We start from the raw sequence: 24,147 nt of genomic DNA, 5'->3' as shown, positions 1-24,147 counted from the left end.
GATTGCAGATTGTTGACAATACGGAGGGCTGTCCAGCGTGACCACTACCGCCGAGCTGCACCACGCCGCTGAGGGTACCGCTGACATCGCCGCTGCGCTGCGCCGGGCCGGAGTCTCCGGAGTGGACGACTCCGCCCTGGCCCGAGGCATCTACTCCGCAGATGCCAGTCTCTACCGGGTGGTGCCGCAAGTGGTCGCCAGGCCGGCACTTACTGAGGAGCTGCTCGCCGCCCACCAGACATCCCGGGAACTGGGGGTGCCGCTGACCATCCGCGGGGCCGGGACCTCCATCGCCGGCAACGCCGTGGGCGAGGGCATCGTGGTGGATACCCGCGACCTCAGACAGATCATCGAAATTGACCCCGAGGCGCGCACCGCTACGGTCCAGCCCGGAGTCATCCACGCTGACCTGCAGCGTGCCGCAGCCCCGTACGGACTGCGCTTTGGCCCCGACCCCTCCACCCACTCCCGGTGCACCATCGGGGGAATGATCGGCAACAACGCCTGCGGTTCCCGAGCCCTGGGCTACGGCCGCACCTCGGACAATATCGAGGCGGCCACCGTGCTGTTCGGCAACGGGGAGACCGGCCGATTCGACGCCCGCGCCGGAGCCGCCTCCGGGGAGACTGCTAGGCAGCTGCTGGAGCTGGCCGCACAGAACCTGGCGCATATCCGCACCAGCTTCGGCCAGTTCGGCCGGCAGATCTCCGGCTACAGCCTCGAACATCTGCTCCCGGAGAACCGCGGGCGCATCGAAAAGTTCATCGCCGGCACCGAGGGCACTCTGGGGACAGTGCTGCAGGCTACGGTCAACCTGGTTCAGGACGAGCCCGGCCGCCGGCTCATGGTGCTGGGCTTTCCCAATGTGGCCGAGGCCGCCGACGCTGTCCCGCATATCCTCAGGGCCGGTGCCGGCCGGCTGATCGCCTGCGAGGGCATGGACTCCCGGCTGGTGGCCCTGGTCCGCGGGGCCGGTAAGCGGGTTCCCGTGCTCCCCAAGGGGGAGTCCTGGCTGTTCGTGGAGACTGCTGGTGAGGCCGCCCTTGACACCCTGGCAGCGGTCAAAGCCGCCTCTGAAGCGGTGGGCGAGCGGATGATCGAGGACCCCGCAGAGGCTGCAGCACTGTGGAAGATCCGCGAGGACGGGGCGGGCCTGGCTGGGATCAGCCTCCCCACCCCCGCACACTCGGGATGGGAGGATGCCGCCGTGCCCCCGGAGCACCTGGGCGCCTGGATGCGCGAATTCGAGTCCCTGATGAAGGACTACGGCCTGCAGGGCTACCCCTATGGGCACTTCGGAGACGGCTGCATCCACTGCCGCATCGACTTTCCCTTCCAGCACGGGGATTCCGCCAGCACCGGTGTCTTCCGCGAGTTCATGGCCGCCTGCGCGGCAGGGCTGGCACGCTACGGCGGCTCGCTCTCCGGTGAGCACGGCGACGGCCGGGTGCGCTCTGAGCTGCTGCCCACCATGTACAGCGAAACCTCACTGGCGCTGTTCGCCCAGGCCAAGGCCATCTGTGACCCGGAGAACCTTCTCAACCCGGGCATCATCACCGCACCCGACGGCTCCGGTCCAGTGCCGCACACCGAGAACATCAAACCCACCCAGCCCAAGCAGGACCTTCCCTGGCCGGGCATGCTGCTGCCGCATGACGCAGGCGACTTCGGCGCCGCAGTCCACCGCTGCTCCGGAGTCGGCCGCTGCGTGGCGCCCAAGACCAACGGGGTGATGTGCCCCAGCTATTTGGCCACCATGCAGGAGAAGGACTCTACCCGAGGCCGCGGCAGGATCCTCCAGGAGGCTATGGACGGCACGCTGGTCAAAGGGCTCGCTGACCCTGCCGTCCACGAGGCCCTCGACCTCTGCCTGGCCTGCAAGGGCTGCGCCTCCGACTGCCCGGCCGGAGTGGATATGGCCACCTATAAGGCCGAGGCCCTGCACCAGACCTATGACCGAGATGCACAGGGTAAGCCCAAGAAGAAGCTGCGCCCGCGCAGCCACTACATCCTGGGCCGGCTGCCCTTCTGGGCCAAACTGGCCTCACCGGTGGCTCCGCTGGCCAATCTCAGCATGAAGCTCGCGCCACTGGCGGTTGTGGCCAAATGGTCAGCAGGGATCGACCAGCGCCGCAGCGTGCCGAGGTTTGCGGCCAAGACCCTGCGCAGGGCAGCCAAGAACCTCCTGGGCAGTCAAGCAGCCGGGGCGGCGTCGTCGTCTCAGCCCGATGTCTGGGTCTGGGCTGACTCCTTCACCAACCACTTCTTCCCCCAGTCGGGCCTGGCCGCCATCGAGTTCCTGCGCAATCAGGGCTTGGAGGCGCGGATCATCCAGAAGCAGGGCTGCTGCGGGCTGCCCTGGATCACCACCGGCCAGCTGGATGCGGCCAAGGCGCGGATCGATCAGGCCATCACAGTGCTGGAGCCGGTGGTGGCCTCCGGAGTGCCGGTGATCGGCCTGGAGCCCAGCTGCCTGGCCACCCTGCGTTCCGATGCCGTGGAGCTCTCCGCCAGAGAGGAAGCCAAGACCGTGGCCGATGGTGTGCTGAGCTTCGCCGAACTGGTCAACCGGCTGGTGGATGAGGGCCGGATCCAGCTGCCGGACCTCACCGGCACCGACGTAGTGGCCCAGCCGCACTGCCACCAGGCCTCGATCATCGGCTGGGAGGTGGACCAGGCCCTGTTGGAGATGGCCGGGGCCACCGTCACCAAGGTCGCCGGCTGCTGCGGGCTGGCCGGGAACTTCGGTGTGGAGAAGGGGCACTACGAGGTCTCCGTGGCGGTGGCCGAAACCTATCTGCTGCCGGCAGTGCGTGCCCAGAGTGAGCGTGGACGCACCGACGCCGCAAGGCGGGTGGTGCTGGCCGATGGCATGAGCTGCAAGGTCCAGCTCGACGACCTCGCCGGGGTCGAAGCCCTCCACCTAGCCGAATTGCTGGCGCAGGCCCGCCCTGGCTCAATCGCCGCGGAGGACCCTGCGTAACCGCAGGCCTTCATTCGGCTCAGTCGCTCGCGGCCTCGTTGTCGAAGTCCTCGACCAACTCATAGACCCCGTCGATGATCTGATTGGGGCGGAAGGGGTACTGAGCGATGCTGGACTGCGAGGAGACCCCGGACATCACCAGGATGGTGTGCATACCGGCCTCCATGCCGGCCACAATGTCAGTGTCCATCCGGTCACCGATCATGGCGGTCTGCATCGAATGTGCGCCCAGATGGTTCAGGGCGGAGCGGAACATCATCGGGTTCGGCTTACCCACCACATAGGGGTCTGAGCCGGTGGCCTTGGAGATCAGCGCGGCGATTGCCCCGGTGGCCGGCAGCATGCCCTCGGGGCTGGGCCCGGTGGCATCCGGATTGGTCACAATGAACCGCGCGCCGTTGCTGATCAGCCTGACCGCCTTGGTGATTGCCTCGAAGCTGTAGTTGCGGGTCTCGCCCACCACCACGTAGTCAGGATCGGTCTCGGTCATGATGAACCCGGCCTCATGCAGGGCGGTGGTCAGGCCGGCTTCGCCCACCACATAGGCGCTGCCGCTGCCGTGCGCAGTGTCCACCTGCTGGGCCAGGAAAGTGGCAGTGGCCAGGGCCGAGGTCCAGATCCGGTCCTCCGGGACCACCAGCCCGGAATGGCGCAGCCGGGCAGAGAGATCACGGGCCGTGAAAATGGAGTTATTGGTGAGCACCAGATAGGGCAAGTCCCTGCGCCGCCACTGTTCCAGCAGCTCTGCCGCGCCGGGGAGCGCCTCATGCTCGCGCACCAGCACCCCGTCCATATCGGTCAGCCAGCACTCAATGTTCGCCTCACCGCTCATGGGCACCATCCTAAGCGGAACCTCTCCGGGGCCCTATCAGCGGTAGCGGTCCAGGGCGGTCTCCGGCTTCATCAGAGCCGGGCGCACCAGGCCCAGCTCCACAGCACGGACCAGCAGCTGGACTCGATCGCGGGCGCCGAGCTTATCGCAGGCCTTGCCCATATGCAGCTTGACCGAGCCTTCAGAGAGAAATAGCTCCTGGGCGATCTCCCGGTTGCTCAGCCCGCCGGCCAGCAGGTCGAGCACCTGCTGCTCGCGCTCGGTCAGCTGAGGCGCCTCCTCCTCGCTGGTGCGCACCGCCCGGTCCGGCATCTCCAGAACCTGCTTGCTCAGCAGAGAGACCACAGAAGGGGAGAGGACCATAGTGTCCTCCATAACCTGCTGGACCGCCTGGAGAATCATGTCCGGGGCCGAGTCCTTGACCAAGTACCCCGACGCCCCAGCCCGCAACGCCGCCAGCACCCAGTCCATGGAGGAGAAGGTGGTCAGCGCCATAGTCCTGATATCCGTGGCCGCGGTCAGTGCAGCAATGGCGTCCACCCCGGACATCACCGGCATATCCAGGTCCATCAGCACAAGATCAGCCTGCGCACTCTGCGCCAGTTGGACGGCCTCCTGGCCATTGGCCGCCTCGCCCACCAGCTCCAGGGTCGGTTCATCCTGCACCAGGTCGGCGATCGCCCGGCGCATCAGCGGCTGATCATCAGCAACCACAATCCGGACGCGGTGATCGGCGCTGGAGGCATGGGGCAGTTCTGAACTCATGCGTCTCATCGTAGACACTCCACACAGCAGCCGACCAGAGACTTTTGGCTAGACGAAAGTCCAGATCAGGAATGGACCTTGGTCCGTTGAGGACAGTGGCGGGCCATCGGAAGACTGAAGATGTTCGCAGAAGCGTTCAGCAGAACATCAGACAAGTGTCAAACACTCTAAGGAGATCATGATGAAGAAGATCCAGCGTTTGGTAGTAAGCACCGCGGCCGCGGTGGTCCTGGCCGCCGGCATCTCCGGTCCGGCAATGGCTCAGTCCGCTGCCGACACACAGCAGCGCGTACATTCCGTTGACTCGACAGTGCAGCCGCAGCTGGTCCAGGACTCCTTCTGCTATGTCTTCGACCGGTTCTTCAGAAACTGCTGACCTTCAGGCACTGCTGAATCCAGGTGACTTCGGCGGCGACCGCCCTCTGCTCCGCCGCTCTGAGCCTGTACATAAGCTGGGCATATTGAGTACACACTTTCATCCCAAGAAGGAGCCGGTATAAAGTCACGGTTGTGACTGGCCCCGCTGAGACCGCAGAAACCGGTGCCGGTTCGGCCGCGACTGCTCCCAGGTCCCTGGCATCCGCTATGTGGGCGAACAGGGCCCCGCTCCCCGTTATTTTCTACGTGGTCTCCGGATGCGTGGCGGCATTCTTTGTCATTGACTATGTGCTAAACAACCCACCGGGCTCCGGGCAGGACCTCCTTGAGCTGCTGGCATTCGCCGGTGCCAGCGCGAGTCTGCCGGTGGCCTGCCGATATCCTGTCACCGCGGCAGCGATCTTTATGGTCTTCGCGGGTGCTTTCGCGCTCTGGGACGACCAAATAGGGTTTATCACTTTAGTCGCCTTCATTCTCACCGCGGTGATCGGCGCGGTCTCGCGCATCCCGGTCACCGGCTACATTGTGATTGCCCTGCTGCTCTGGTCAGCTGTGATCTCCCTGGCCCAGCACGGCGACCTGTTCTACCTGGCCACGTTTGCGCTGTTCTGCCTGCCGGCCGCTTTTGTCGGAGTGGCCTTCGGAGGGCTGCGCAGGCGTATAGTGCACACCGAGCAGGCCAACCGAGAGCTTGCCGAGAACAGTGAACGGGTCCGGGTCCGCGAACGGGAGTCCCTAGCTCGCGATCTGCACGATATTGTGGCCCATCAGCTCACCATCATCTCGTTGGTCAGTGGCAGCAAGCGGCGCAGCACAGATGTGGAGAAGCTGCGCGAAAGCACCGCAGAAGTTCATGATCTCAGCAATGAGGCCCTGCGTGACCTCCGCAAACTGGTCAGTATTCTCAGAGAACCGGGGACCGACACCGCAGTGCAGGGTGTTCCTGAGCGCAGCCTGCTCGATATGGAACTCTATGACGGCCTGGAGTACCTCAAGGGACGTTTCAGCGCGCTGGGCTTCGGCGTCGAGAGCCTCATCGACCTCGACCCCGATGTGCGGCTGAGCCGAGCCACTGTCTCCTCCGCCCTGCGCATCCTCCAGGAGTGCTGCACCAATGTGGCCAAATACGCAGTACCAGGCTCTGAGGTCACCATAGAGCTCTCCTCCACGCAGGAATGGCTGACCTTCACCGTGGACTCCACCATGAAGGAGCAGCCCCGAGGCGCTCGCCGGACCAGCCCGCTCTCCTCGGGTCAGGGCGTGCTCGGAATTGTGGAGCGCGCAAGTCTGCTCCGCGGCTACGCGGCTGCCGAGCCTGTCGGTGGCAGATGGTCTGTCTGGGTCATGCTTCCAGTGGGCTGACACTCACTCACGCGCACCCCACACTACGACCGCTAGCCATTTGGCCAGGCCCCATGACCGGCCCACCCCACCTGATGGCTACCCAAACAGAGTAGCTTCATGGGTATAACCCAAGGCCCGCTCCGTGGACTGAACTAGGTATCAAGCCGGAAGCGAACAGCTTCCTCCCTCCAGCAGTGGAACGGAGTACTTGATGCTTAGTACAAAGACCCAAGAGGCCACCCAGAACCGGATACTGCCGCCGGGCGAGGTGGCGAAGACCCTGAAGCCGATGGGCCGGCTGGCCTCCCCCTACGGGTTGGTCTCCAAGGTCAGCCAGCTGCCGATTACCGAAGGGGAGCCCCGCTTCCCCATCTACTCGGCGTCCCTGGGCAACCCCGGTGAAGCACTGGATGTGCAGGCTGGCTGGGACCACGATGCGATGTCCGGCAATTTCGACGGCGCCGGCGGCGCCCTGGACCGCGCCACCGCAGCCCATATCAGTGTGGCAGAGTCCCTGGAGCGCTACTCCTCCACATCCTGGGACCCCCAGGAGCTCGTCTGGGCCACCGCGGAGGAAATGGGCGATGACGGGATCCCGCCCGCTGCCTGGCCCACCTGCTCCGCACAGGAACTGGCCCATCCGCGCTGCGGGCTGATTCCCAGTGACCCCAGGATCCCCCTGCGTTGGGTCAAAGGGTGGTCTCTGACCGAAAGCCGCCCGAAATACGTTCCCGCAGTCTCCACCTACCTGCGCTTCCCGCCCGAATCCAGCTCAGAGCGCTACACCCATCCTGTCTCCACCGGATGTGCAGCCCACCTCGATCCGGTGGCCGCAGTGGAGAACGGGCTGCTGGAAGTCGTGGAGCGGGACTCCATCGCTCTGACCTGGCTGCAGAAGATGCGGCTGCCGGAGCTCGAGGTAAGTGCTGCGGATATCTCCCCCGAGTACCAAGAATTTTGGGAGCGGGGTCAGTCTTCCACCGTGCGGACCAGGTTCTTCGACGCCACCACAGATCTGGGTATTCCGGTGATCTACGGGGTCCAACTCGCCGACGACGACGCAGTCCTCTCCCAGGTGGTCGCCGCCACCTGCGACCCTGACCCCCATAAAGCCGTGGCCAAACTGCTCCGAGAGGCAGCCTCGCTGCGGATCGCGCTGCGTTCCCTCTCAGCCCCTGGGCGGCGCTCGGACGAGGACCCCGAGGACACGCTCAGCGTGATCGGCGGCGCACTGCTGGCCGGACCGCCGGAGAAGCGCCCCCTCTTCGACTTTCTCCTCGAGGGCGAGCGCCCCCGGCGAAGCCTCAACGAGCTCCCCCGGTTCACACAGAAGGGTCCTGCCTTGCCGCATCTGGTGGAGAAGTTCAAAGCTAAGGGATTCGACGTCGTCGTAGTGGATATGACCACCGATGAGGCCCGGGAGGTGGGCGCCTGCGTAGTGCGAGTCCTGGTGCCGCAGCTGATGCCGCTCTCCTTCGCCCACCGGGCACGCTACCTCGGGCACCCACGTCTCTACGAGGCACCGCAAGCCATGGGACTGCAGGTGCACAGCGAACCGGAGATCAACCCGCACCCCCAGCCCTTCGCCTGATCCACCAGCCACCCGTTGAACCAAGGAGCCGTCTATGTATCAGACACCAGCACCCACAGATCGCCAGCCCCCGGAAACCCTCTACCTGGCTGCCGGCTGCTTTGGCCACGCCGTGGCCCAACGGCTGCAGGCACACCACCGGGGGAGGATCCACGACGTCGCCCCAGGCACCCATCCCAGCATGTGGCCCTATGCCGAGACTCTGGTCCTCGCCACCGGCGCTGAGCGGCCCCGCATCGCCGATGCAGTGGACCACACCTGCTTCCTCCGGGGCATCCCATGGATCCATGTCGTGGCCCGATCCGCTGAGATTCAAGTGGGCCCGGTAGTCATCCCCGGCCGCACCGCCTGCTACCGCTGCAGTGAGCGGCGCCGCCGTCAGCACCGCCTGGCCCTGCCCAGCAGCCACCCGGACAGGGACTCCGCTGAGAACCCCAGTGAGTTCGCGGTGCTCAAGCACCACATATCCCTGGCGGCCGCGCTGACCCGCCAGGCCTTCAGCGAGATTGCCGAAGCAGCATCTGGCGGGCCCGCAGAAGGCACGGTGCGGTCAGTCAATCTGGTCAGCGGAACAGTGACTGCCGCGCCCACTGTGGGCACTGACAACTGCGCCCGGTGTCGAGGCCGATTCGGACCGAAGCACGAGGCCCGCCAGGCGCTGTGGGGCGAGTTGGAATCCGCAATCGGAGGCCAGCAGCAGCATACCCAGACTCCAGAACTTCAGGAGGCAGCCCGATGAGCGGCGCATTGACAGCAGAAAGCATCGGTGCCGCAGCGCGCCAGGATCCCCAACTGAAGGTGCCGGTATATCCCCGGATGCGCCGCGGAGTTCAGGTGAAAACCGCCGAGGGCAAAGTCACCGTGGTCGGGCTGCCCTCCCGGCAAGTCTTCAAAGGCAAAACGGCCGCCACCCTGTTGCCGAGGCTGCTGCCCCTGCTCGAGGGCAGCCAGGACCACCGGCAACTGGCTGAGAGCTGTGCGGTCACCGAGGAGGTGATCTTCCGGGTGGTCTCACTGCTCTGGACCAGCGGGATCGTTGAGGAAGGCCCGCCGGAGGAGGGAGCCTGCGGGATCGCCGATGAAGTAGCAGACTATCTCTCCCGGCTGGGGGACTCCACAGGAGCGAACACCACCTGGGAGGAAGCCGCCAACCGTTGGCTGAACGCTACGATCGGGATCGCCGGCGAGCCGGCGCTGGCTGAGCAGTTCCGCGATGAGTTTGAGATCCCGGATCCCCTGCAGCTGATCACCAGCAGCACAGTGAGCCCGGATGCTGATCTGATCATCCTGCTGGAAGAGCCGGAGGCAGACTCCTCCGAGACCCAGGCCCGTCTGGAGACCATTGTTCGGAATGCCTGGTCCCAGGGAACACCGCTCATCCGGTTCCGCCTGGACAGTGGTGTAGCCCGGATCGGCCCCTATGCCAACCCTCGGTTCACCCCATGCTTGGATTGTCTGACCGACCAGGAGCCGGAACCTGCGGGACTACCGGGAACAGCAGATCGAGACCTGGGACTGAGCCTTTTGGCCAGAGAGGTCTTCGCCGTGGTCACCCGGGCGGTGCAGTCCCATATCCCCGGCCGGACCCGCTTGCTCGATCTGACCACCTGGACCAGCACCGAACACACCGGTGCCACCAGACCTGGTTGCCAGGTGTGTTCCGAATCCACTGGTTCTGCGCCCTCAGCCGCACCGATGAGTGTGCGCTACGAGGCCTCGGTGGCCATGCCGCCCAAAGAGTTTGCAGACAACAAAGCACACCAGAAGCACTACCAGCCGTCGAACACCGCCCTGCAGCATCGCTTCAGGACCTGGCCCTCAGCCTCACGGGTCCAGCTCCCCGACCCAGAACTGGAGAGTCTGGCACACCCACGCAACCTGCCCACTGCTGAGGTCAGTGCTGCAGATCTGTCCGTGATGCTCACTGTGGCAGATGGCATTCAAGCCGCCGCAGAGCAACGGGTGCTGCGCTGGACAGCCTGCGGAGGAAATATCGGCTCCGTACTGCCCTATGTAGTGATCAGGCAGGGCAGCACAGAGCTGCCAGCAGGGATCTATGCCTGGCTGCCGCAGGAGACCAGTCTTGCTCGGATCAGTACCAATCCAGATCTGATTCCCGGCAAGGCCCCGGTCTCAGTGGTGATGGCCGGCGACTACCTGAAGGTGGCCCAGAAATACGGAGCATTCGCCTTACGGATCGTCCTGCTGGACAGCGGCTGCGCCCAGATGGCCCTGCAGAAAGTCGCCGAACATCTCGGCATCCCCGTCAGCCGGCGGCAACGCTGGCAGGACAAGGCGATCAGCCGAGGACTTGGTTCAGATCCCGAGAGCGAACCCATCACAGCCGTGATCGACCTAGGAGGAGACCTCTGATGAGCAGCTCAGTCCACCTCGCGCAGGACCTCATTCGGACCTGGCAGACCTCAGCATCCCCCGGCCTCACTGACCAGCCGCCTCCAGCGAGGGCCCTGCCCACCGAACAGGTGGTCTCCCTGGCCGGGCCGGGCCGCCCGCCGGCCCAGCTCAATCTGGAGCAGACCCTGCGCAGAAGGCGCTCCCTGAGGTTCTTCGCCCAGAGCCCACTGCCCGCAGCACACGTGGGGGAGGTGATCACGGCGGGTCTAGCAGAGGAGAAGCAGGGCCGGGACCAGCAGGAGGCTGAGCTGCCCGAGCTGGAGATCACCATCGCAGCGCTGCGTGTGGAGGGCCTGGACCGAGGCTTTCACCAGATCACCCCCAGTACACAGACAGCTGCCAAGATCGCGGTGGACTTCGACCCCAGCGCCCTGGAGTCCCTGACCTTGCAGGCGGAGTTCGCCGATGCCGCGGTGATCATCAGCCTCGGGGCGGATCTGGCAGCAGCTGAAGCGCGCGCCGGCACTCATGGCTACCGGCTCCTGATGGGACGAGTCTCAGCAGCTGCCTACGCCATGTGGCTTCAAGGCGTCTCCCGCGGATGGGTGGGCAGCGTCTTTGCCGGTCTGCTGCCTGCGGCCCTGCGCCAGCCGGTGGCAAGCGACGGCACAAGCCGGCACCAACTCTTTGCATTGGCCCTGGGTCCCCCGCCGAAGGTACCCGCCAATGCAGCACCAGACCCCTCGGAGTCATAAGCAGGCGACGGGGCGACCAGGAAAGCACATCGGAAAAAAGTAAGGAGGGAAACATGGACCAGATTGATCTCTACGCATCGCATGAGGCGGAGCTGGAGCTGGAGGAGCTTGCCGAGGGCAACGCGCTCTCCTCAGCCTCCACCGGATCGTCAGTGGGCTCGGCATCCTGCCCGGCCACATCGGCCTCAAGCTTCACAAGCTTCTCATGCATGTCCGGCTGACAGAACAACCACACATCTGAGCAAAGGAAAGCAATGAACGACTACGACAGCACTGATCTGGAGCAGATCGCGGAGGACCTGGAGGCTGAGGCGCTGCCTGAAAGCACTGCGCTGAGCACCTACTCCACAACCTCTACCGCAGGAACTGCCAGCTGCCCCACCAGCAGCGCAGGAAGCGTCATGACGGCAATGACCGTCTCCTAATAATCACCACCACAGAAAGGAAGAACACCATGTCCGAAGACATCGACCTCTACGCAACCGACGAGCTGGCCATTGAGGATCTCCCTGAGGCAGACGCCCTGAGCTCCTTCTCCTCAGCCACTTCGGCCGGATCGGCATCCTGCCCGGCCTCCTCCGCCTCCTCATTCACCACTGCCTCCACCGCAAGCTGAACCCGAAAACCCCAAGAAAGGAACCATCATGCAGAACGAAGAGATCGAGCTCTACGCCATTGACGAAATCTCCGTGGAGGAGATGCCGGAGGACAGCGCCCTGGGCAGCTGGTTCTCCGCCGCCAGCGCTTCCACCGCATCCTGCCCCGGCAGCTCCGCGGCCAGCGTCGGTAGCGCCTCTACCTTCAGCTGATCCTGCCGGGTCCTTTGGCTGTCGCTGCGGCAGAGTGCCGCAGCGACAGCCAAAGCCCCGCCTCTACTGTCCAGCCCGACTCACCAAGACAGGGAACTGATGATGACCGTCACCCCAGCACCTCGGCTCCGGGAGGAGCTTGAACTTATCACCGGTATGGATGATCTGCCGCTGATCTATGATCCCGCTACCGGCGTCTACCACCGAGTCAGCCGCAGCGGCCAAGCTATTCTGCAGAAGCTCGACGGTCAGCACACCCCTGAGGACCTCGTCGAGTTGGTTCGTGCCAAAGATCCCGCCCAGCGGGAAGCGTTCCGTCACCAACTGGACCGTTTTTTGGAGCATCTCACCAGCTCCGGCCTGATTGAAGGCTCCGAACTCCCCAAGGCCGGAGAACGTCAAGGACGGTTCCGGACCTCACGCCTGATGCCCAGAGTTGTGGTCTCCCGCAGCCTGCCGAAGATTCTGGAACCGGTGGCCCGGCTGCTGCGTGCAGCTCCGATAGGACTGCTCGGCTGCCTGGTGGCACTGATCTCGGTTAGCGGATTCCTCACCGGCGGCTGGGCACTGTTCACCCAAGGCGGTACCTGGGTAACGCTTGAGCTCGGCCCGGTGTTCACCGCCACAGCCCTGCAGCTGCTGATCATCCTCTTTCATGAAACCGCACACGCCCTGGTGGCCCAAATCCTGCGGGTGCCAGTACGAGGCCTCGGATTCGCCATGCTCTTCTGGTTCATGCCGGTGGCGTATGTGGACCGCACGGATGCCTATCGGCTGCGGGACCGGAAGCCAAGAGTTGCCATCGCCATGGCCGGCATCACCTCAGATGGCGTGTTCTGCGGCCTGGTGGGTCTCGCCGCCTTCTACACTTCTGGATTCTGGCAGGACACATTGCTGCTGCTGCTGACCTTCCAACTCATCGGCCTGCTGATCAACCTCAATCCGCTGCTGCCCAGCGACGGGTACAGCGCATTGGAGGCAGCAACCGGCGCTGTGGACTTCCGGGGACGCTCCTTCGCCTACCTGAAGTCAGTCTTCGGCAAGAAACCTGTCCCGGGACATCTGGAGCGCCTCACCTGGCAGAAGAGAAGTGCCTATATCCTCTACGCCGCAGTCTCCACGGCCTATGTGGTGCTCATCGCGGCACTGCTCACCCAGGGCGTCAACACAGCCGTACAAGACATCATCGCAAGGACCAGCTGATATGACTGCCATCCCACAACTTACCCACGAACCCCTGACCACTGCGCAGCAGAGCACCTGTCCCCGTTATGCCTTCCCCGTCATCGGCCGGGTAGCTGGACTGCCGGCCCAGGACTTGGACCTGGCCACCGATGCACTGCGCGAAACCCTCCGGAACATCTACTACTACGAGGATCTCCTGCCGGGTGCAGCCGACCGAGTCAGCGAAATCTGCTACCAACTGGTTCCCATGATGGAGGATCCCGCGCGGCGGCGCAGAGTGCTAGCCGGTAAGCGGGCAGCGCACCGTCAGGCCCCGCTGCCCTGGAACGCAGAAGAGAGCCTAGCGATCACAGCGGATCTGGACGAGCCCGCACGCAGAGCCGTAGAGCACTACCTGCAACTGCACAACAACCTGCAGAGGCTGAAGGACCGGCTCGAGGGCCAGGTGGTGACAGAGCGTGAACACGCCATCGAGGTTCTGCATACCGCGGTGCGCCGGCCAGGTCTGGCTGAATCCCTGGTACTGGCCGCTCCGGACTGGATCCGATACAAACGCCCCCAGCAGAACCGTCTGACCACTCAGAAAGAGCTGAAGACGCTGGTCTCCTACGTCTCACGAACTGCAGCCAAGACCAGCCCGTTCTCCGGCCTGACCACAGTAGGGCGGGCCGGGGAGCGCGGCAAGGGCCGGGCGTTGAGCCGCACCAGCGTCGAGATGGGTTACCGGGCTCTGCAGATCCTGGCCCGTGACCCACGTACCGCTGGACTCTTCACCTACCGCCCCTCACCGCAGGTGCTGGTTGAGGATGGCCTCGGCGGAACCAAGGGGCTGATGCTGGCCTCCGAACTGACCGCGGCCGGGGGTGCCGTATGGCGTGAGGACCGGGTGATTGAAATGGACCCGAGAAACTCCTGGCACGGACTCTTCGGCGAAGACCAAGGCCAAGGGTTCCACTTCACGGAAGTCCTGGACACGATCGGCGGTGACGATCCTCTCGGCAGATTCGTCCGGCTCTTTGATCAGGGTCTGATCTACGTGGACACCCCATGGCAGCGCCACGAGGACCCGCTGATGGTGCTGACCCGGGTGCTTGAGGACCACCAGGTCACAGACGCCCCGATTCCGGTCTCAGAAATGCGCCTGCTGGCCGAGGGGGGGCAGCGTGCCGCCGGCGCGGACGCCCACCAACGGCTGCAGGACTCCGTTCAGATGGCCGAGTCCGTCAGCGGGCTCTTCGACGAGATGGATGCCGCCAAGCGGCATAGCGGGTTCGTCTATGAGGACCGGGAGACCGACCTTCAGGTTGATGACCCCACGGCTGCTTCTGAGACCTCTGCCGCTCTGGAGAGGCTCGGCCGGAGAATCCGTCCCCACATCTTCAGAACCCACGTCTACGACCTCATGATCGACCAGTTCACTAAGCAGTTCGGTGAAGGCGGTTCCACTTCCAACACCTTGGCCTTCCTGATGAGTCTCGGCATGGAACGCGATCAGAACCCACAGCTGCAGTCAGCCCAGGCCGCTGATATGCGCTCACGCCAGGACCCGGGGAGCCGGGCATGGCAACCCGTCGGCCCGACCAGCGCACCACCCCATGTAGGTGTGATGTACCAGATGGCAGAGCGCAGTCCGGACCAGAATCCCCTGCTGGTGGTCAACAATCTGGGCACCGGCACAGGCTCCCTGTACGCGCGGTTTGCCCAGCTGATGGGTGAAGCCTTCACCCATCAGCTGCGGGCCGGAGTGCGCCAGCTATGGGGCAGCACTCCCGTTCACGAGCTGACCGTATGGAACGACTCCAATACTGCCCAAGCCCAATGCGCTGGGGTCCTACCCCCACTGCGGCTGCCCAAGGAGCCATCGGCGCACGGCGGACTGGGGATTGAAGACACTGTGCTGGTCCATGACCCTGTGACCGAGACCCTGAACCTCACTGACCGGACCGGCCAACCCATCGGACTGGCCTATCTGGGTCTGACTCCTAAACACGCCCTGCACGGCTACCAACGGTTCCTCGGAGTCCTGGCTGACCCATGGATCAATGCCTCGAATGACTGCGACTACACCGGGACCAAGATTCAGGACCTGATGCCGCTCTGCGGTGAGGACATCGTGCACCTGCCACGGATTCAGGACGGCAATCTGGTGATCCGCCGCAATTCCTGGATTGTGCCTAAGCGGCTGCTTCCGGGTGTGGAGTCCGGCGGCTCTGAGGCCGAACTGCTGCGCAGCGCCCACCGGTTCCGCACCGAGCATGGCATCAGCGAGGAGATCTTCGTGCACCAGCTCGCGGGCCTCCGACCCAAAATGGGCACTCAGCATAAACCGCTCTGGGTCTCGTTGGCCTCCGCCATATCGGTTCGGGTCATGCACCAGGTGCTGGAAGCCGATACCCAGCATGTGCGCATCGTGGAAGCCCTCCCGGAGCGGGATCAGCATCTCCAGCGGGACGATCTGGGGCGCCGGACCGCCACCGAACACGTCACCCTCATGCATTGGTCCAAACCAGGAAAGGAGCGTTCATCATGACAGTGGCAGCCCTGACCCCGACAACTGATCAGACCTTGAAAGCGCACAGAGGGCAGCGGCCCTCAGAGGATTGGTGGTTTGTGCGAGCCTATCCAGGATCCTCCAAATCCATGGACCGGGCCGTACAGGCAGTGGTCCCCTGGGTCCGGGCACGGGCTGAAGAGATGGCCGCCAAGCGGTGGTTCTTCATGCGGTACTTGGATACCAATGGGCACCATGTCCGGCTGCGCATCCAGTCAGATCCGGACTCCCTGGACGCCGTGCACACCCGCCTGCCTGAACTGAACCGACTTATCCACCAGCTTTCGGCCCCAGGCGAAGAACCACGCCTCATCTCAGGGGCCGACCTGGGAGAACTGTCCGGGGGCAGAGGAATCCGTGCCGCGCCCTATTCCCCCGAGCTTGAGAAGTACGGCGGTGCCAAAGGGTTTGAGGCTGCCCTGGACCTCTTCTACTACGCCTCCCGCTGGAGCGCGGAGCATGAGGTCGCCAGCCTTCACCAACCCACCCAGCGGGCCGCCCTGGCCTTCCACTACCAGCAGCGTTTAGTGCAAACAGCATTGCCCTCAGCTGAGCAGCAGTCCGCGTTCTGGTCTGCCCACCGCAAACAATGGGGGCCCCAGCTACGCATCCTGCTGCCCAGGCGCGAGGACTTCAGCGCGCATGTGACCACGCTGAGGAGGTCGATCAGCAAAGCTGAGCTGAGTCAGCGGCAGATAGAAGGGATCGGTGATCTTGTCTCCGTGATGACACAGGCCTTTCAGCACGCCACGGCTGCCGCCCCCTTCATCGCCCCGCACCGGTTCCTGCTGGAGCTCATGCACATGGATATGAACCGGTGGGGACTGATGCCTGCCGAGGAATGCCTGATCGGATTCCTCGCCGCCCAGGACCATAAACCGAAGGAGCAGTGATGACTGACCAACCAATCCTCGGGCTGGAGGAAGTTTCCAAGCAGTACCCAGACCGGAACGCGCCTGCAGTTGATGGTGTCAGCCTGGAGATTTCCCGTGGTGAGATCATCAGCCTCCTGGGCCCCAACGGTGCCGGCAAGACCACCACCCTGGAGATGATTGTGGGACTCCGCCGCCCCACCTCCGGGACAGTCAGCACATTGGGGCTCAACCCCTTCTCTGAGCGCGATGAGATCCGACGCCGGGTGGCTGTGCAGCCGCAGCATGCCACAGTCTTCGACCGGCAGACAGTCCGCGAGCTGCTGCGTTGTTGGGCCTCCTTCTACCCCGATGCCCATACCGAGGACCACGTCATCGGGCAGTTGGGGCTGCAGGACTCCGCGGAGGTGAAGATTGCCAAACTCTCCGGCGGGCAGCGCCAGCGAGTCCTCGTGGGGCTGGCTCTGGTCTCCAAACCGGAGCTGCTGGTACTGGACGAGCCCACCACCGGGTTGGACCCCAATGCCCGCCAGGACCTTTGGGGCACCATCCAGCAGTACCGCGCCGAAGGTGGCACGGTGCTGCTCTCCACACACCTGATGGAGGAGGCTGAGGAGCTCAGCGACCGAGTGGCGATAATGCACCAGGGCAAACTGGAGGCCTTCGACACCACGGAGTACCTGATCACTGAGTTTGCCCCCGCGGTGGAAATCTCGGCCACGGTGCCGGCGGAGGCGGAACACGCCGAGGTCACCCGGCTTGCAACGGATCTGGTCACAGAACCACATGGCTCCGGGGGAAACCGAATCTCCTTCCGCACCCAATCCTCCGATGCTGCGCTGCGGGCCCTCACTGACATCCGGGCCCGCCAGATCCACATTCGGGAGGCTGGTCTGGCTGGAGTATTCCGTACCCTCACCGGCCGGGATATGGCCCCGCAGGAGAACCCGGCCGCGGCAGTCGCCCCTGATAAAGACTCAAACGACCGAGAAAGATTGGAGCACTGTAATGTCGGCCATGACCAAAGAGCTCACCCAACTGCATGCCCGGGAGCTGGTCCGTGATGCCAGGTACTTCTGGTTTGCGCTGTTCTTCCCCTTCTTCATGCTGGGCACCTTCCTGGGAGTGGGGGCCCTGATGCCCGATGAGCCGGGCACCCCGGATTTCACCGAGACGGTGATACCGCTGGCGATCTTCCTGGCCGTGACCTCCACCGCTCTCACGGTCACCGCTGGGCCGCTTGCCGGAATGCGATCCTCAGGGCTGCTGCGCCTGTTGAGCACCACGCCCGTGGGCCGCAGGCAACTGGTGCTGACCCATCTGACGACTCGAGTGGTGATGGTAGTGGTCCAGTTGGCGCTGCTGATGGTGATCGCCGTGGCTATCGGCAGTGTTGAGTTGAGCAGCCTGCCACTACTTTTCGGCATCACGCTGCTGGGTATGGCGATGTTCTTAGGCATCGGTTACATCCTGGGCGGACTCCTCAGCTCCCCGGATATGGCCACCCATATCGGCACCTTTATCCAGCTGGGCACCCTCTTCCTCAGCGGCTTGGCAATCCCGCTGTGGCTGCTGCCAGAGGGCCTGGCCAATGTGCTGGAGCTGCTGCCGACAACATTCTTCGCGGACCTGCTGGCCACGCAGGTGACCGGCGCGGAGCCCATTCACCCGGCATGGCTCTCTGCAGTGGTGGTCGCCGCCAGTGCCGTAGTGGCGATCGCCGTAGCAATGGTCTCCTTCCGCTGGGATCAAGGCGGGGAATCCGCGTAATCTTGAACGAAAAGAAAAGAATTAGTGAAAGGATAAGAAAATGGATACGAAAGTTGCACCCCAGTCAAACAGTACGCAGAGGGGCCTGAGGTTCCTGCCAATTATCGGCCCCATCCTGGGCCTGTTGACCACTGCCTTTCTTGTGGCTGTTGCCATGGGACTGGGTTCCGATGCCCCTGGGCAGGAATTCATTCTGACCATCCTGCCGGCATATGCCCCTGCCCTGGTGCTGGCGATTCTGATCGGGAATCCGGGCCGCGAACATCCGCGGAGACAGGCACTTATGGCTATGGCGCCTGTGGCATTCGGGCTTGTAGCGATTACGGTGCTGATGCGTTTTCCGTTCCCTGAGGCTACGGGGCTGATGATTGCCGGCGCTGTGCTCAGTGCAGTGCCCTTCTTTGCGGCGGGAGTGCTGGCGAACCGTCGGAGGTGACTGATCACCTCTCAAGTATCTAAATCGAAAGAGCTGCCCGGGCCGTTGTATCGGCCCGGGCAGCTCGCTTGTCTGCAGAGTCTTTGGGTGGGGAGTTGACGGCGCCGTCGTTCTATGGTTCATTAGTAGAGTAATGAACCACTGAGGTAGTGGAGTTGGCAAGCTGAGATGATGGCCGGAGCTGAAGAAGGAGGTGAGCTTGTGGACGAGGGTCGACCACTGTTCGTGCAGATCGCCGAGGAGATCGAGGCATCTGTGCTGGACGGTTCGCTCCCGGAGGGCGAACGTGCCCCCTCCACCAATGAGCTCGCCGCCTTCCATCGGATCAATCCGGCCACCGCGGCCAAGGGGATAAACCTCTTGGTTGACCGCGAGATCCTCATCAAACGGCGCGGGCTGGGCATGTTTGTGGCTGCCGGCGCTGCTGAGCGGCTGCGCGCCGAGCGCCGCCGAGCATTCGCCGGTGACTACCTCGCACCAATGCTTGCCGAGGCCCAGAACATAGGGCTCTCGGTGGAGAACGTCATAGAGATGCTGCGCGAGCAGGCGTAAGCAGAACGCAGACCCAACGTGAGAGGAATCCCGTGAGCAACGTCATCGAGACGCGGGGCTTGACCCGGCGATACGGCAGCACCGTGGCGCTTCACCCCACAGACCTGACTCTTGAGAAGGATATGATCCATGGGCTGCTGGGCCGTAATGGCGCCGGCAAGACCACACTGATGTCCATCATCACCGCCCAAGAATGGCCCTCGGGGGGCGAGGTGAGAGTCTTCGGCCAGCATCCTCATGAGAATGAGCAGGTGCTGCCCAAGATCTGCTTTGTGCGGGAGGACCAGAAATACCCCGACGATGCCAAGGCCCACCACGCCTTCAACGCAGCCTCCCAGGCATTTCCCAACTGGGACTGGGAGCTGTGCCACCGGCTCTGCGAGGACTTCGCGGTGCCCAAGAAGACCAGGGTGAAGAAGATGTCGCGCGGTCAGCGCTCGGCAGTTGCGGTGATCATAGGGATCGCCAGCCGCGCTGAGGTCACGTTCTTCGACGAGCCCTATATGGGCCTGGACGCCGTGGCCCGCAAAGTCTTCTATGACCGGCTGCTGGAGGACTATGCGCAGCATCCGCGGACCATCGTGCTCTCCAGCCACCTGATCGATGAGATTGCCCATCTGATCGAGAACGTGGTGCTCATCGATAGGGGCCGGATTGTGCTTGATGAGCCCGCAGAGTCGCTGCGCGATCGCGCGGTGACCCTGATGGGCCGGGCTGAGGCGGTCAATGAGATCACGGCCGGCCGTGAAGTTCTGGCCCACGAGGCGCTGGGCCGGATGGTGCGCACCACGGTAATGGGTGCATTGACCGATGAAGAGCGCCAACGGGTGCGGGAGCTGGACCTGGACATGGTGCCGGTCTCGCTCCAGGAGCTGGTGGTCCATCTGACTACCTCTGGGACACACACTGCTGCACAGACTACTGCCGAGGAGGCTGACCGATGAGCACCACCGCCACACGTACCGCGACCAGGAGCACCGCTGAGACCGCTACTGTTCCGAAGTCCAACAGCTTCGCCAGGGTCCCGGCCTCGTTCCGGCTGCAGTTCGCCGTTCCTACCATGCTGATCGGTGTGCCGATCATGGTCCTATTCGTCGCCTGGGCCGTGGTGGTGGCCATCGGGGCCTCGGTGACGCTCATGGCAGATGGGGCACTTGAGGATCCGATCTACACCGGGGCCGGGCAGGCAGCCCTGTGGTGCCTGGCATTTATGGCGGCTTATGCCGCCTCGCACACCTTCCCGTTCTCCCTGGCGCTGAGCTTCAGCCGCCGGACCTTCGTTATTGGGGCGATTCTCGCTTTCATGGTGGTCTCGCTGGCTTTCGGGGTGGCGGCCGCACTTGTGGCCTGGCTGGAGCGGGTCACCGGTGGCCTCGGTGTCAACGCCTATATGTTCGATCTGCCCTTCCTCACCCAGGGTGAAGGCAACAGTATCCCGCTCATGGGCGTCATGGCTGCCCTGCTGTGTCTGGTGGTTATGCTCTTCGGCTTCGGATGTGTGCTTCTGTACCTGCGGCTGGGTTTGCTCCGGCTGTGGGCGCTGATCCTTGCAGTGATCGTGCTTGTTGCGGCGGCGGCGATACTGATCACCTTCACGGAGAACTGGATGAATGTCTGGCAGTGGATGGTCCAGCAGAATACGCTGAGCATCTCCGGATGGCTGCTGCTGTTGGCAGCGGTGCTGTCGGTGGGCACCTATCTGGTGATCCGCAAGGCCACCCCTCGCTGATGCCCGCCCGCGGGACAGACCCCGGGGCAGACCGCGGGACCAACACAGAGAAGACCCCCGGGTTGGCTGCGTGAGGGGGACGCTTAGAATGCCAACCCGGGGGTCTGAATCACTCGCACCTTGATGAGGTACTTACTAATGTAGGGGCCCACCTTGACGGAACACCCCAAAGTCGCTGGAAGTTTCCTGTGAGTTTTTCGCGAGTCCTCCGCAGGACTATCGCTGTGCCTCAGGATGCGGTGTCCCGGGGTGCAGAACCAGGTCTCCATTCTCTACGGTGACCAGGTGAGTCTTGACCGGCACCATCGCCGGCGGGGTCTCTGGGACACCGGTGCGCAGGCAGAAAGCGGAGGCGTGCATTGGGCACTCCAGGGTCTCCTCCTCCACGTAGCCATCGGAGAGTGAGACGGATTCGTGTGAGCACTCATCGTCCAGGGCGAAGAACCCGCCGTCCTCGGCATGGACCACAGCGATATCGCCGCTGTGCCCCGACTGCTCGGAGGTCACCTGCATGACCTCGCCCTCCGGAAGCTGGTCCGCCGGTCCAAGATTCACTGTATGAGCCATGCTCCCTAGGGTACCCGCGCCCGGGCACGGCCCCGGCGCCAGATGACCGGCTGCGGCGAGGCCCCTTGAGGAACCTAGCGACTGAGCTCTAGCCGCGGGATGCCCGGGGTCTCGAAGCCGAAAATCTGCCCGTAGAAACTCAGTGCGGCCTCATTGGATGCAATGATGTTCTCCGCCTTCCGGAACCCGTGCTGCTCACCCTCGAACAGCAGGTAGGCGTGCGGGATGCCTTTGGCGGCCAATGCATCACGGAACATCTCAGCCTGATTGGGCGGAACGATCGGGTCTTCATCGCCCTGTAGCAGCAGCACTGGGCAGCTCAGGGAGGCCACGTGATTCAACGGGGCACGCTCACGGTAGATGTGCTCATCCTCGGGGTACCGGCCGATCAGCTGGTCCAGATACCTGGATTCGAAATCGTGGGTGTCCTGCGCCAGTGCCACCGCATCGGCCACTCCGAAGCTGGAGACTCCGGCGCTGAACGTATCAGTGCGGGTCAGGCAGGCCAGGGTAGTCCAACCGCCGGCCGAGCCGCCTTCGATGCCGAGCCGGCCGCCATCTGCGATACCGGCCTCCACCAGGTGCTCCATGACGGTTACGGCGTCCTGTACATCCACTACTCCCCAGGCTCCCTTGAGCCGGTCCCGGTAGGCGCGGCCAAACCCGGTGGACCCGCCGTAGTTGATGTCCACCACCCCGATCCCGCGGCTGGTGTAGTAGGCGGTAGCCAGGGCCAGGCCCACAGGCGCCTTGGCGGTGGGCCCGCCGTGGACCTGGGCGATGAATGGGGGCAGCTCGCCGGCCGGCCCGGCATAGCCCGCTTGCTGCGGCCGGTAGAGCACTGCGTGAACCTCTTCTCCGGAGGCATCAGTCACCGTGATCGGCTCTGGAGTGGGCAGCAGCCCCGGGTCCGGGGCATCCTGCCGGGAGGAGCGGATCGTGCGCAGCGGCCCCAACGAACTCTCCCGCAGCGGAGCCACGGAGATGGCGGCGAACTCGTCGGCGCGCCCTCCGTAGACGGCAAGCAGCCCGGTGGCACTGACCGTGACTGAGGCGATAGCGGTATGCGGCAGGTCCAGCTCCCTCAGCTCTGCAGAATCCGGCTCCAGCACACCCAGTTTGTCAGTGGCGCGCCCGTGAATCGTCAGGGCCCGGCCATCCTCCAACAGCTCGAGCCAGCTGGAGCCCAGCTGCCAGTACGGCCCGCCGTACTCCTGCTCATCGCTGAGCACCTGCTCCGGCGCAGCCCCGATCCGCAGCCGCCAGGGATTCCACCATCCGGAGGCATCAGAGACGTAGAGCAGCTCGGTGGCAGAGCGCCACCGCGGGTTCAGCACCGAGATCTCCGTGTTCCCGTCCACCACTGTCTCATCCATTACGACGCCGCCAGCCCCGGTATCAGCCAGCTCGCCGATATGCAGTTCAGTACCGTCCCAGGGCATCTGGGGATGCTCCCAGCTGATCCAGGCCAGGTGCCTGCCATCGGGGGAGACCTGGGGATCGGCCACGAAACGCGAAGAGGGGGTGATGCGCCGAACTGCACCGATGTCCTCGGCGGCACTGCCGTCCAGCGGCACTGAGGCGATGTAGCGCTCAATACGAGGGACCCCGGCACTGTCCTTCTCATCGAGATGGTGCTCGCAGACCCACCAGATCTCCAGGGACCCACCGGGCAGTGAAACCGGGGTGGGCTGGGCCCAGCGCAGTGAGGGGCCGCCGGCAGCGGACACCTCAGGCCCCACCGGGCTGATCGGCACCGGATCCTCACCTTCGCGGAAACGGTAGATGCGCTGGTCGGCGAAGTTCACAAACACGATCAGCGGCAGGCCGGTGCCATCATCTTCCACCGCGGTCCAAGATGCCCCGCCGTACTCATGAACCCGGGACCGGGCGTTGAACGGGGCCGGAAGCACAGTGATGGTCTCGGGACGTTCAGTGCTCTGTGTGACAGCCGCGGCGGTGCGCACAATGCTCTGGCGCCCGCCCTCCGCGGCGACGGCCTCGGTCCACCACAGCTCATCGCCTACCCACTGGGGGCCTCCGAGCCGGTTGCCGCCGACTGCCAGCTGCTCGGCGCTGATCGAAGAGGGCCATGATCCATAAGGCAGGGTGGTCACCATGGATCTACCCTAATGCCCCCGGCCCGGCCAAAGAGCAGCTGGGCCGGGAGGGATCAGTGCTCCTTGGTGTAGCCGCGCAGCAGCTCCAGCTGGCGGCGCTCACGCTTGGTGGGCCGGCCGGTGCCGCGCTCGCGGATGGGCAGGCCGACCTCCCGGGGTTTGAGCTGTTCGGGGGAGTGGTCCTTATATGCCGTGCGGGCCACCGGCGCTCCGACCCGTTTGGCGTGAGTATGCACCACCTCAAGGATCACCACATAGCCCGGGCGTGAGATATGCACCCGGGTGCCGGGCGCGATCTTGGTGGCAGGCTTCACCGGGTCGCCCTCGATCTTGATCTTCCCCGCCCGGCAGGCTTCCGTGGCCGCTGACCGGGTCTTGAACATCCGCACAGCCCACAGCCAGGCATCCACCCGCACCGGCTTCATCAGGGCATCACTCATACCGCCCCAGTGTAGGGGTGCCGCCGGATTGGCGCGGGAGCCCGGGAGCGGGTAAAGTAGTCCGTTGGTTGTCTCTGCGGTTCTGCTGTGCCCAGAGAAAGGTGCCCGCCGCG

Annotated in this window: 25 protein-coding genes; 20 read left to right on the top strand and 5 right to left on the bottom strand. The window is 64.3% G+C overall.

All coding sequences use genetic code 11. The features are described from left to right. Positions 1-37: 37 nt before the first annotated feature. A complete protein-coding gene (locus tag GNZ21_RS09235; RefSeq protein WP_229659345.1) occupies positions 38-2,983 on the top strand; it encodes an FAD-binding and (Fe-S)-binding domain-containing protein in 2,946 nt (981 codons plus the stop codon). 19 nt (positions 2,984-3,002) lie between these two features. On the opposite strand, the gene GNZ21_RS09230 is transcribed toward GNZ21_RS09235, so the two are convergent. Both GNZ21_RS09230 and GNZ21_RS09225 read right to left on the bottom strand, forming a co-directional pair. Then, on the bottom strand, positions 3,003-3,815 hold the full coding sequence (locus tag GNZ21_RS09230; RefSeq protein ID WP_157323540.1) for an HAD-IIA family hydrolase: 813 nt from the start codon (positions 3,813-3,815) through the stop codon (positions 3,003-3,005). 36 nt (positions 3,816-3,851) lie between these two features. Then, positions 3,852-4,580: a response regulator gene (locus GNZ21_RS09225; protein ID WP_157323538.1), complete on the bottom strand. Its 729-nt coding sequence runs from the start codon at positions 4,578-4,580 to the stop codon at positions 3,852-3,854. 178 nt (positions 4,581-4,758) lie between these two features. Here GNZ21_RS09225 and GNZ21_RS09220 point away from each other — a divergent pair, with 178 nt between their 5' ends. The 19 genes from GNZ21_RS09220 to GNZ21_RS09130 all read left to right on the top strand — a co-directional run bounded on the left by GNZ21_RS09220 (position 4,759) and on the right by GNZ21_RS09130 (position 20,907). Further along, positions 4,759-4,956, top strand: coding sequence for a hypothetical protein (locus tag GNZ21_RS09220; RefSeq protein ID WP_157323536.1), 198 nt, complete (start codon positions 4,759-4,761; stop codon positions 4,954-4,956). Positions 4,957-5,090: 134 nt separating this feature from the next. After that, positions 5,091-6,320 (top strand): sensor histidine kinase, encoded by a 1,230-nt coding sequence (locus GNZ21_RS09215; protein ID WP_157323534.1) that lies wholly within the window; start codon positions 5,091-5,093, stop codon positions 6,318-6,320. A gap of 193 nt (positions 6,321-6,513) precedes the next feature. Beyond that, the gene (locus GNZ21_RS09210) at positions 6,514-7,893 is read left to right on the top strand and encodes a YcaO-like family protein (RefSeq protein ID WP_188503423.1); all 1,380 of its coding nucleotides are present in this window, start codon (positions 6,514-6,516) and stop codon (positions 7,891-7,893) included. A 34-nt stretch (positions 7,894-7,927) separates the two neighbouring features. Continuing rightward, positions 7,928-8,632, top strand: a complete 705-nt coding sequence (locus GNZ21_RS09205) for a TOMM precursor leader peptide-binding protein (RefSeq protein ID WP_157323532.1) — start codon at positions 7,928-7,930, stop codon at positions 8,630-8,632. Then, positions 8,629-10,266, top strand: coding sequence for a hypothetical protein (locus GNZ21_RS09200; RefSeq protein WP_157323530.1), 1,638 nt, complete (start codon positions 8,629-8,631; stop codon positions 10,264-10,266). The genes GNZ21_RS09205 and GNZ21_RS09200 overlap by 4 nt, the downstream gene beginning before the upstream one ends. Next, the gene (locus tag GNZ21_RS09195; RefSeq protein ID WP_157323528.1) at positions 10,266-11,003 is read left to right on the top strand and encodes a nitroreductase family protein; all 738 of its coding nucleotides are present in this window, start codon (positions 10,266-10,268) and stop codon (positions 11,001-11,003) included. Before GNZ21_RS09200 ends, GNZ21_RS09195 begins: the two co-directional genes overlap by 1 nt. Positions 11,004-11,056: 53 nt before the next feature. Then, a complete protein-coding gene (locus GNZ21_RS09190; protein ID WP_157323526.1) occupies positions 11,057-11,224 on the top strand; it encodes a thiocillin family RiPP in 168 nt (55 codons plus the stop codon). Between the two features lie 33 nt (positions 11,225-11,257). Then, the gene (locus GNZ21_RS09185; RefSeq protein WP_157323523.1) at positions 11,258-11,428 is read left to right on the top strand and encodes a thiocillin family RiPP; all 171 of its coding nucleotides are present in this window, start codon (positions 11,258-11,260) and stop codon (positions 11,426-11,428) included. Between the two features lie 29 nt (positions 11,429-11,457). Then, complete coding sequence (locus tag GNZ21_RS09180) at positions 11,458-11,619, top strand: thiocillin family RiPP (protein ID WP_157323521.1); 162 nt, start codon at positions 11,458-11,460, stop codon at positions 11,617-11,619. A gap of 28 nt (positions 11,620-11,647) precedes the next feature. Beyond that, entirely contained in the window at positions 11,648-11,812 is a 165-nt protein-coding gene (locus GNZ21_RS09175) for a thiocillin family RiPP (protein WP_157323519.1), read from the top strand. Between the two features lie 102 nt (positions 11,813-11,914). Next, entirely contained in the window at positions 11,915-13,015 is a 1,101-nt protein-coding gene (locus GNZ21_RS09170) for a PqqD family peptide modification chaperone (RefSeq protein ID WP_157323517.1), read from the top strand. Between the two features lies 1 nt (position 13,016). After that, entirely contained in the window at positions 13,017-15,527 is a 2,511-nt protein-coding gene (locus tag GNZ21_RS09165) for a hypothetical protein (RefSeq protein WP_157323516.1), read from the top strand. Next, the gene (locus GNZ21_RS09160; protein ID WP_157323514.1) at positions 15,524-16,441 is read left to right on the top strand and encodes a thiopeptide-type bacteriocin biosynthesis protein; all 918 of its coding nucleotides are present in this window, start codon (positions 15,524-15,526) and stop codon (positions 16,439-16,441) included. Before GNZ21_RS09165 ends, GNZ21_RS09160 begins: the two co-directional genes overlap by 4 nt. Further along, positions 16,441-17,484 carry an ABC transporter ATP-binding protein gene (locus GNZ21_RS09155; protein ID WP_157323512.1) on the top strand — a complete coding sequence of 348 codons (1,044 nt, stop codon included), beginning with the start codon at positions 16,441-16,443 and terminating at the stop codon, positions 17,482-17,484. Before GNZ21_RS09160 ends, GNZ21_RS09155 begins: the two co-directional genes overlap by 1 nt. Then, a complete protein-coding gene (locus GNZ21_RS09150; RefSeq protein ID WP_198346002.1) occupies positions 17,438-18,190 on the top strand; it encodes an ABC transporter permease in 753 nt (250 codons plus the stop codon). Before GNZ21_RS09155 ends, GNZ21_RS09150 begins: the two co-directional genes overlap by 47 nt. A gap of 40 nt (positions 18,191-18,230) precedes the next feature. After that, on the top strand, positions 18,231-18,626 hold the full coding sequence (locus GNZ21_RS09145) for a hypothetical protein (RefSeq protein WP_157323510.1): 396 nt from the start codon (positions 18,231-18,233) through the stop codon (positions 18,624-18,626). Between the two features lie 171 nt (positions 18,627-18,797). Next, positions 18,798-19,178 (top strand): GntR family transcriptional regulator, encoded by a 381-nt coding sequence (locus tag GNZ21_RS09140; protein ID WP_157323509.1) that lies wholly within the window; start codon positions 18,798-18,800, stop codon positions 19,176-19,178. A 32-nt stretch (positions 19,179-19,210) separates the two neighbouring features. Next, positions 19,211-20,122: an ATP-binding cassette domain-containing protein gene (locus GNZ21_RS09135; RefSeq protein ID WP_188503424.1), complete on the top strand. Its 912-nt coding sequence runs from the start codon at positions 19,211-19,213 to the stop codon at positions 20,120-20,122. After that, positions 20,119-20,907: a hypothetical protein gene (locus GNZ21_RS09130; RefSeq protein ID WP_157323508.1), complete on the top strand. Its 789-nt coding sequence runs from the start codon at positions 20,119-20,121 to the stop codon at positions 20,905-20,907. Before GNZ21_RS09135 ends, GNZ21_RS09130 begins: the two co-directional genes overlap by 4 nt. A gap of 216 nt (positions 20,908-21,123) precedes the next feature. On the opposite strand, the gene GNZ21_RS09125 is transcribed toward GNZ21_RS09130, so the two are convergent. From GNZ21_RS09125 to GNZ21_RS09115, 3 genes are all read right to left on the bottom strand, one after another. After that, positions 21,124-21,474, bottom strand: coding sequence for a Rieske 2Fe-2S domain-containing protein (locus GNZ21_RS09125; protein WP_157323507.1), 351 nt, complete (start codon positions 21,472-21,474; stop codon positions 21,124-21,126). Positions 21,475-21,548: 74 nt separating this feature from the next. After that, a complete protein-coding gene (locus GNZ21_RS09120; protein WP_157323506.1) occupies positions 21,549-23,594 on the bottom strand; it encodes a prolyl oligopeptidase family serine peptidase in 2,046 nt (681 codons plus the stop codon). A 53-nt stretch (positions 23,595-23,647) separates the two neighbouring features. Then, positions 23,648-24,034 (bottom strand): RNA-binding S4 domain-containing protein, encoded by a 387-nt coding sequence (locus GNZ21_RS09115; RefSeq protein WP_229659347.1) that lies wholly within the window; start codon positions 24,032-24,034, stop codon positions 23,648-23,650. Positions 24,035-24,147: the final 113 nt, after the last annotated feature.

The organism is Nesterenkonia alkaliphila (assembly GCF_009758175.1).
Classification (GTDB): domain Bacteria; phylum Actinomycetota; class Actinomycetes; order Actinomycetales; family Micrococcaceae; genus Nesterenkonia; species Nesterenkonia alkaliphila.
This window is presented reverse-complemented; position numbering and strand designations above follow the sequence as displayed.

Excerpts from the sequence above, each read along its gene's own strand:
- GNZ21_RS09230 (WP_157323540.1), bottom strand. The coding sequence starts at position 3,815 with ATGAGCGGTGAGGCGAACATTGAGTGCTGGCTGACCGATATGGACGGG.
- GNZ21_RS09225 (WP_157323538.1), bottom strand. The coding sequence starts at position 4,580 with ATGAGTTCAGAACTGCCCCATGCCTCCAGCGCCGATCACCGCGTCCGG.
- GNZ21_RS09220 (WP_157323536.1), top strand. The coding sequence starts at position 4,759 with ATGATGAAGAAGATCCAGCGTTTGGTAGTAAGCACCGCGGCCGCGGTG.
- GNZ21_RS09210 (WP_188503423.1), top strand. The coding sequence starts at position 6,514 with ATGCTTAGTACAAAGACCCAAGAGGCCACCCAGAACCGGATACTGCCG.
- GNZ21_RS09205 (WP_157323532.1), top strand. The coding sequence starts at position 7,928 with ATGTATCAGACACCAGCACCCACAGATCGCCAGCCCCCGGAAACCCTC.
- GNZ21_RS09200 (WP_157323530.1), top strand. The coding sequence starts at position 8,629 with ATGAGCGGCGCATTGACAGCAGAAAGCATCGGTGCCGCAGCGCGCCAG.
- GNZ21_RS09195 (WP_157323528.1), top strand. The coding sequence starts at position 10,266 with ATGAGCAGCTCAGTCCACCTCGCGCAGGACCTCATTCGGACCTGGCAG.
- GNZ21_RS09190 (WP_157323526.1), top strand. The coding sequence starts at position 11,057 with ATGGACCAGATTGATCTCTACGCATCGCATGAGGCGGAGCTGGAGCTG.
- GNZ21_RS09185 (WP_157323523.1), top strand. The coding sequence starts at position 11,258 with ATGAACGACTACGACAGCACTGATCTGGAGCAGATCGCGGAGGACCTG.
- GNZ21_RS09180 (WP_157323521.1), top strand. The coding sequence starts at position 11,458 with ATGTCCGAAGACATCGACCTCTACGCAACCGACGAGCTGGCCATTGAG.
- GNZ21_RS09175 (WP_157323519.1), top strand. The coding sequence starts at position 11,648 with ATGCAGAACGAAGAGATCGAGCTCTACGCCATTGACGAAATCTCCGTG.
- GNZ21_RS09170 (WP_157323517.1), top strand. The coding sequence starts at position 11,915 with ATGACCGTCACCCCAGCACCTCGGCTCCGGGAGGAGCTTGAACTTATC.
- GNZ21_RS09165 (WP_157323516.1), top strand. The coding sequence starts at position 13,017 with ATGACTGCCATCCCACAACTTACCCACGAACCCCTGACCACTGCGCAG.
- GNZ21_RS09160 (WP_157323514.1), top strand. The coding sequence starts at position 15,524 with ATGACAGTGGCAGCCCTGACCCCGACAACTGATCAGACCTTGAAAGCG.
- GNZ21_RS09155 (WP_157323512.1), top strand. The coding sequence starts at position 16,441 with ATGACTGACCAACCAATCCTCGGGCTGGAGGAAGTTTCCAAGCAGTAC.
- GNZ21_RS09150 (WP_198346002.1), top strand. The coding sequence starts at position 17,438 with ATGACCAAAGAGCTCACCCAACTGCATGCCCGGGAGCTGGTCCGTGAT.
- GNZ21_RS09145 (WP_157323510.1), top strand. The coding sequence starts at position 18,231 with ATGGATACGAAAGTTGCACCCCAGTCAAACAGTACGCAGAGGGGCCTG.
- GNZ21_RS09140 (WP_157323509.1), top strand. The coding sequence starts at position 18,798 with ATGGCCGGAGCTGAAGAAGGAGGTGAGCTTGTGGACGAGGGTCGACCA.
- GNZ21_RS09130 (WP_157323508.1), top strand. The coding sequence starts at position 20,119 with ATGAGCACCACCGCCACACGTACCGCGACCAGGAGCACCGCTGAGACC.
- GNZ21_RS09125 (WP_157323507.1), bottom strand. The coding sequence starts at position 21,474 with ATGGCTCATACAGTGAATCTTGGACCGGCGGACCAGCTTCCGGAGGGC.
- GNZ21_RS09120 (WP_157323506.1), bottom strand. The coding sequence starts at position 23,594 with ATGGTGACCACCCTGCCTTATGGATCATGGCCCTCTTCGATCAGCGCC.
- GNZ21_RS09115 (WP_229659347.1), bottom strand. The coding sequence starts at position 24,034 with ATGAGTGATGCCCTGATGAAGCCGGTGCGGGTGGATGCCTGGCTGTGG.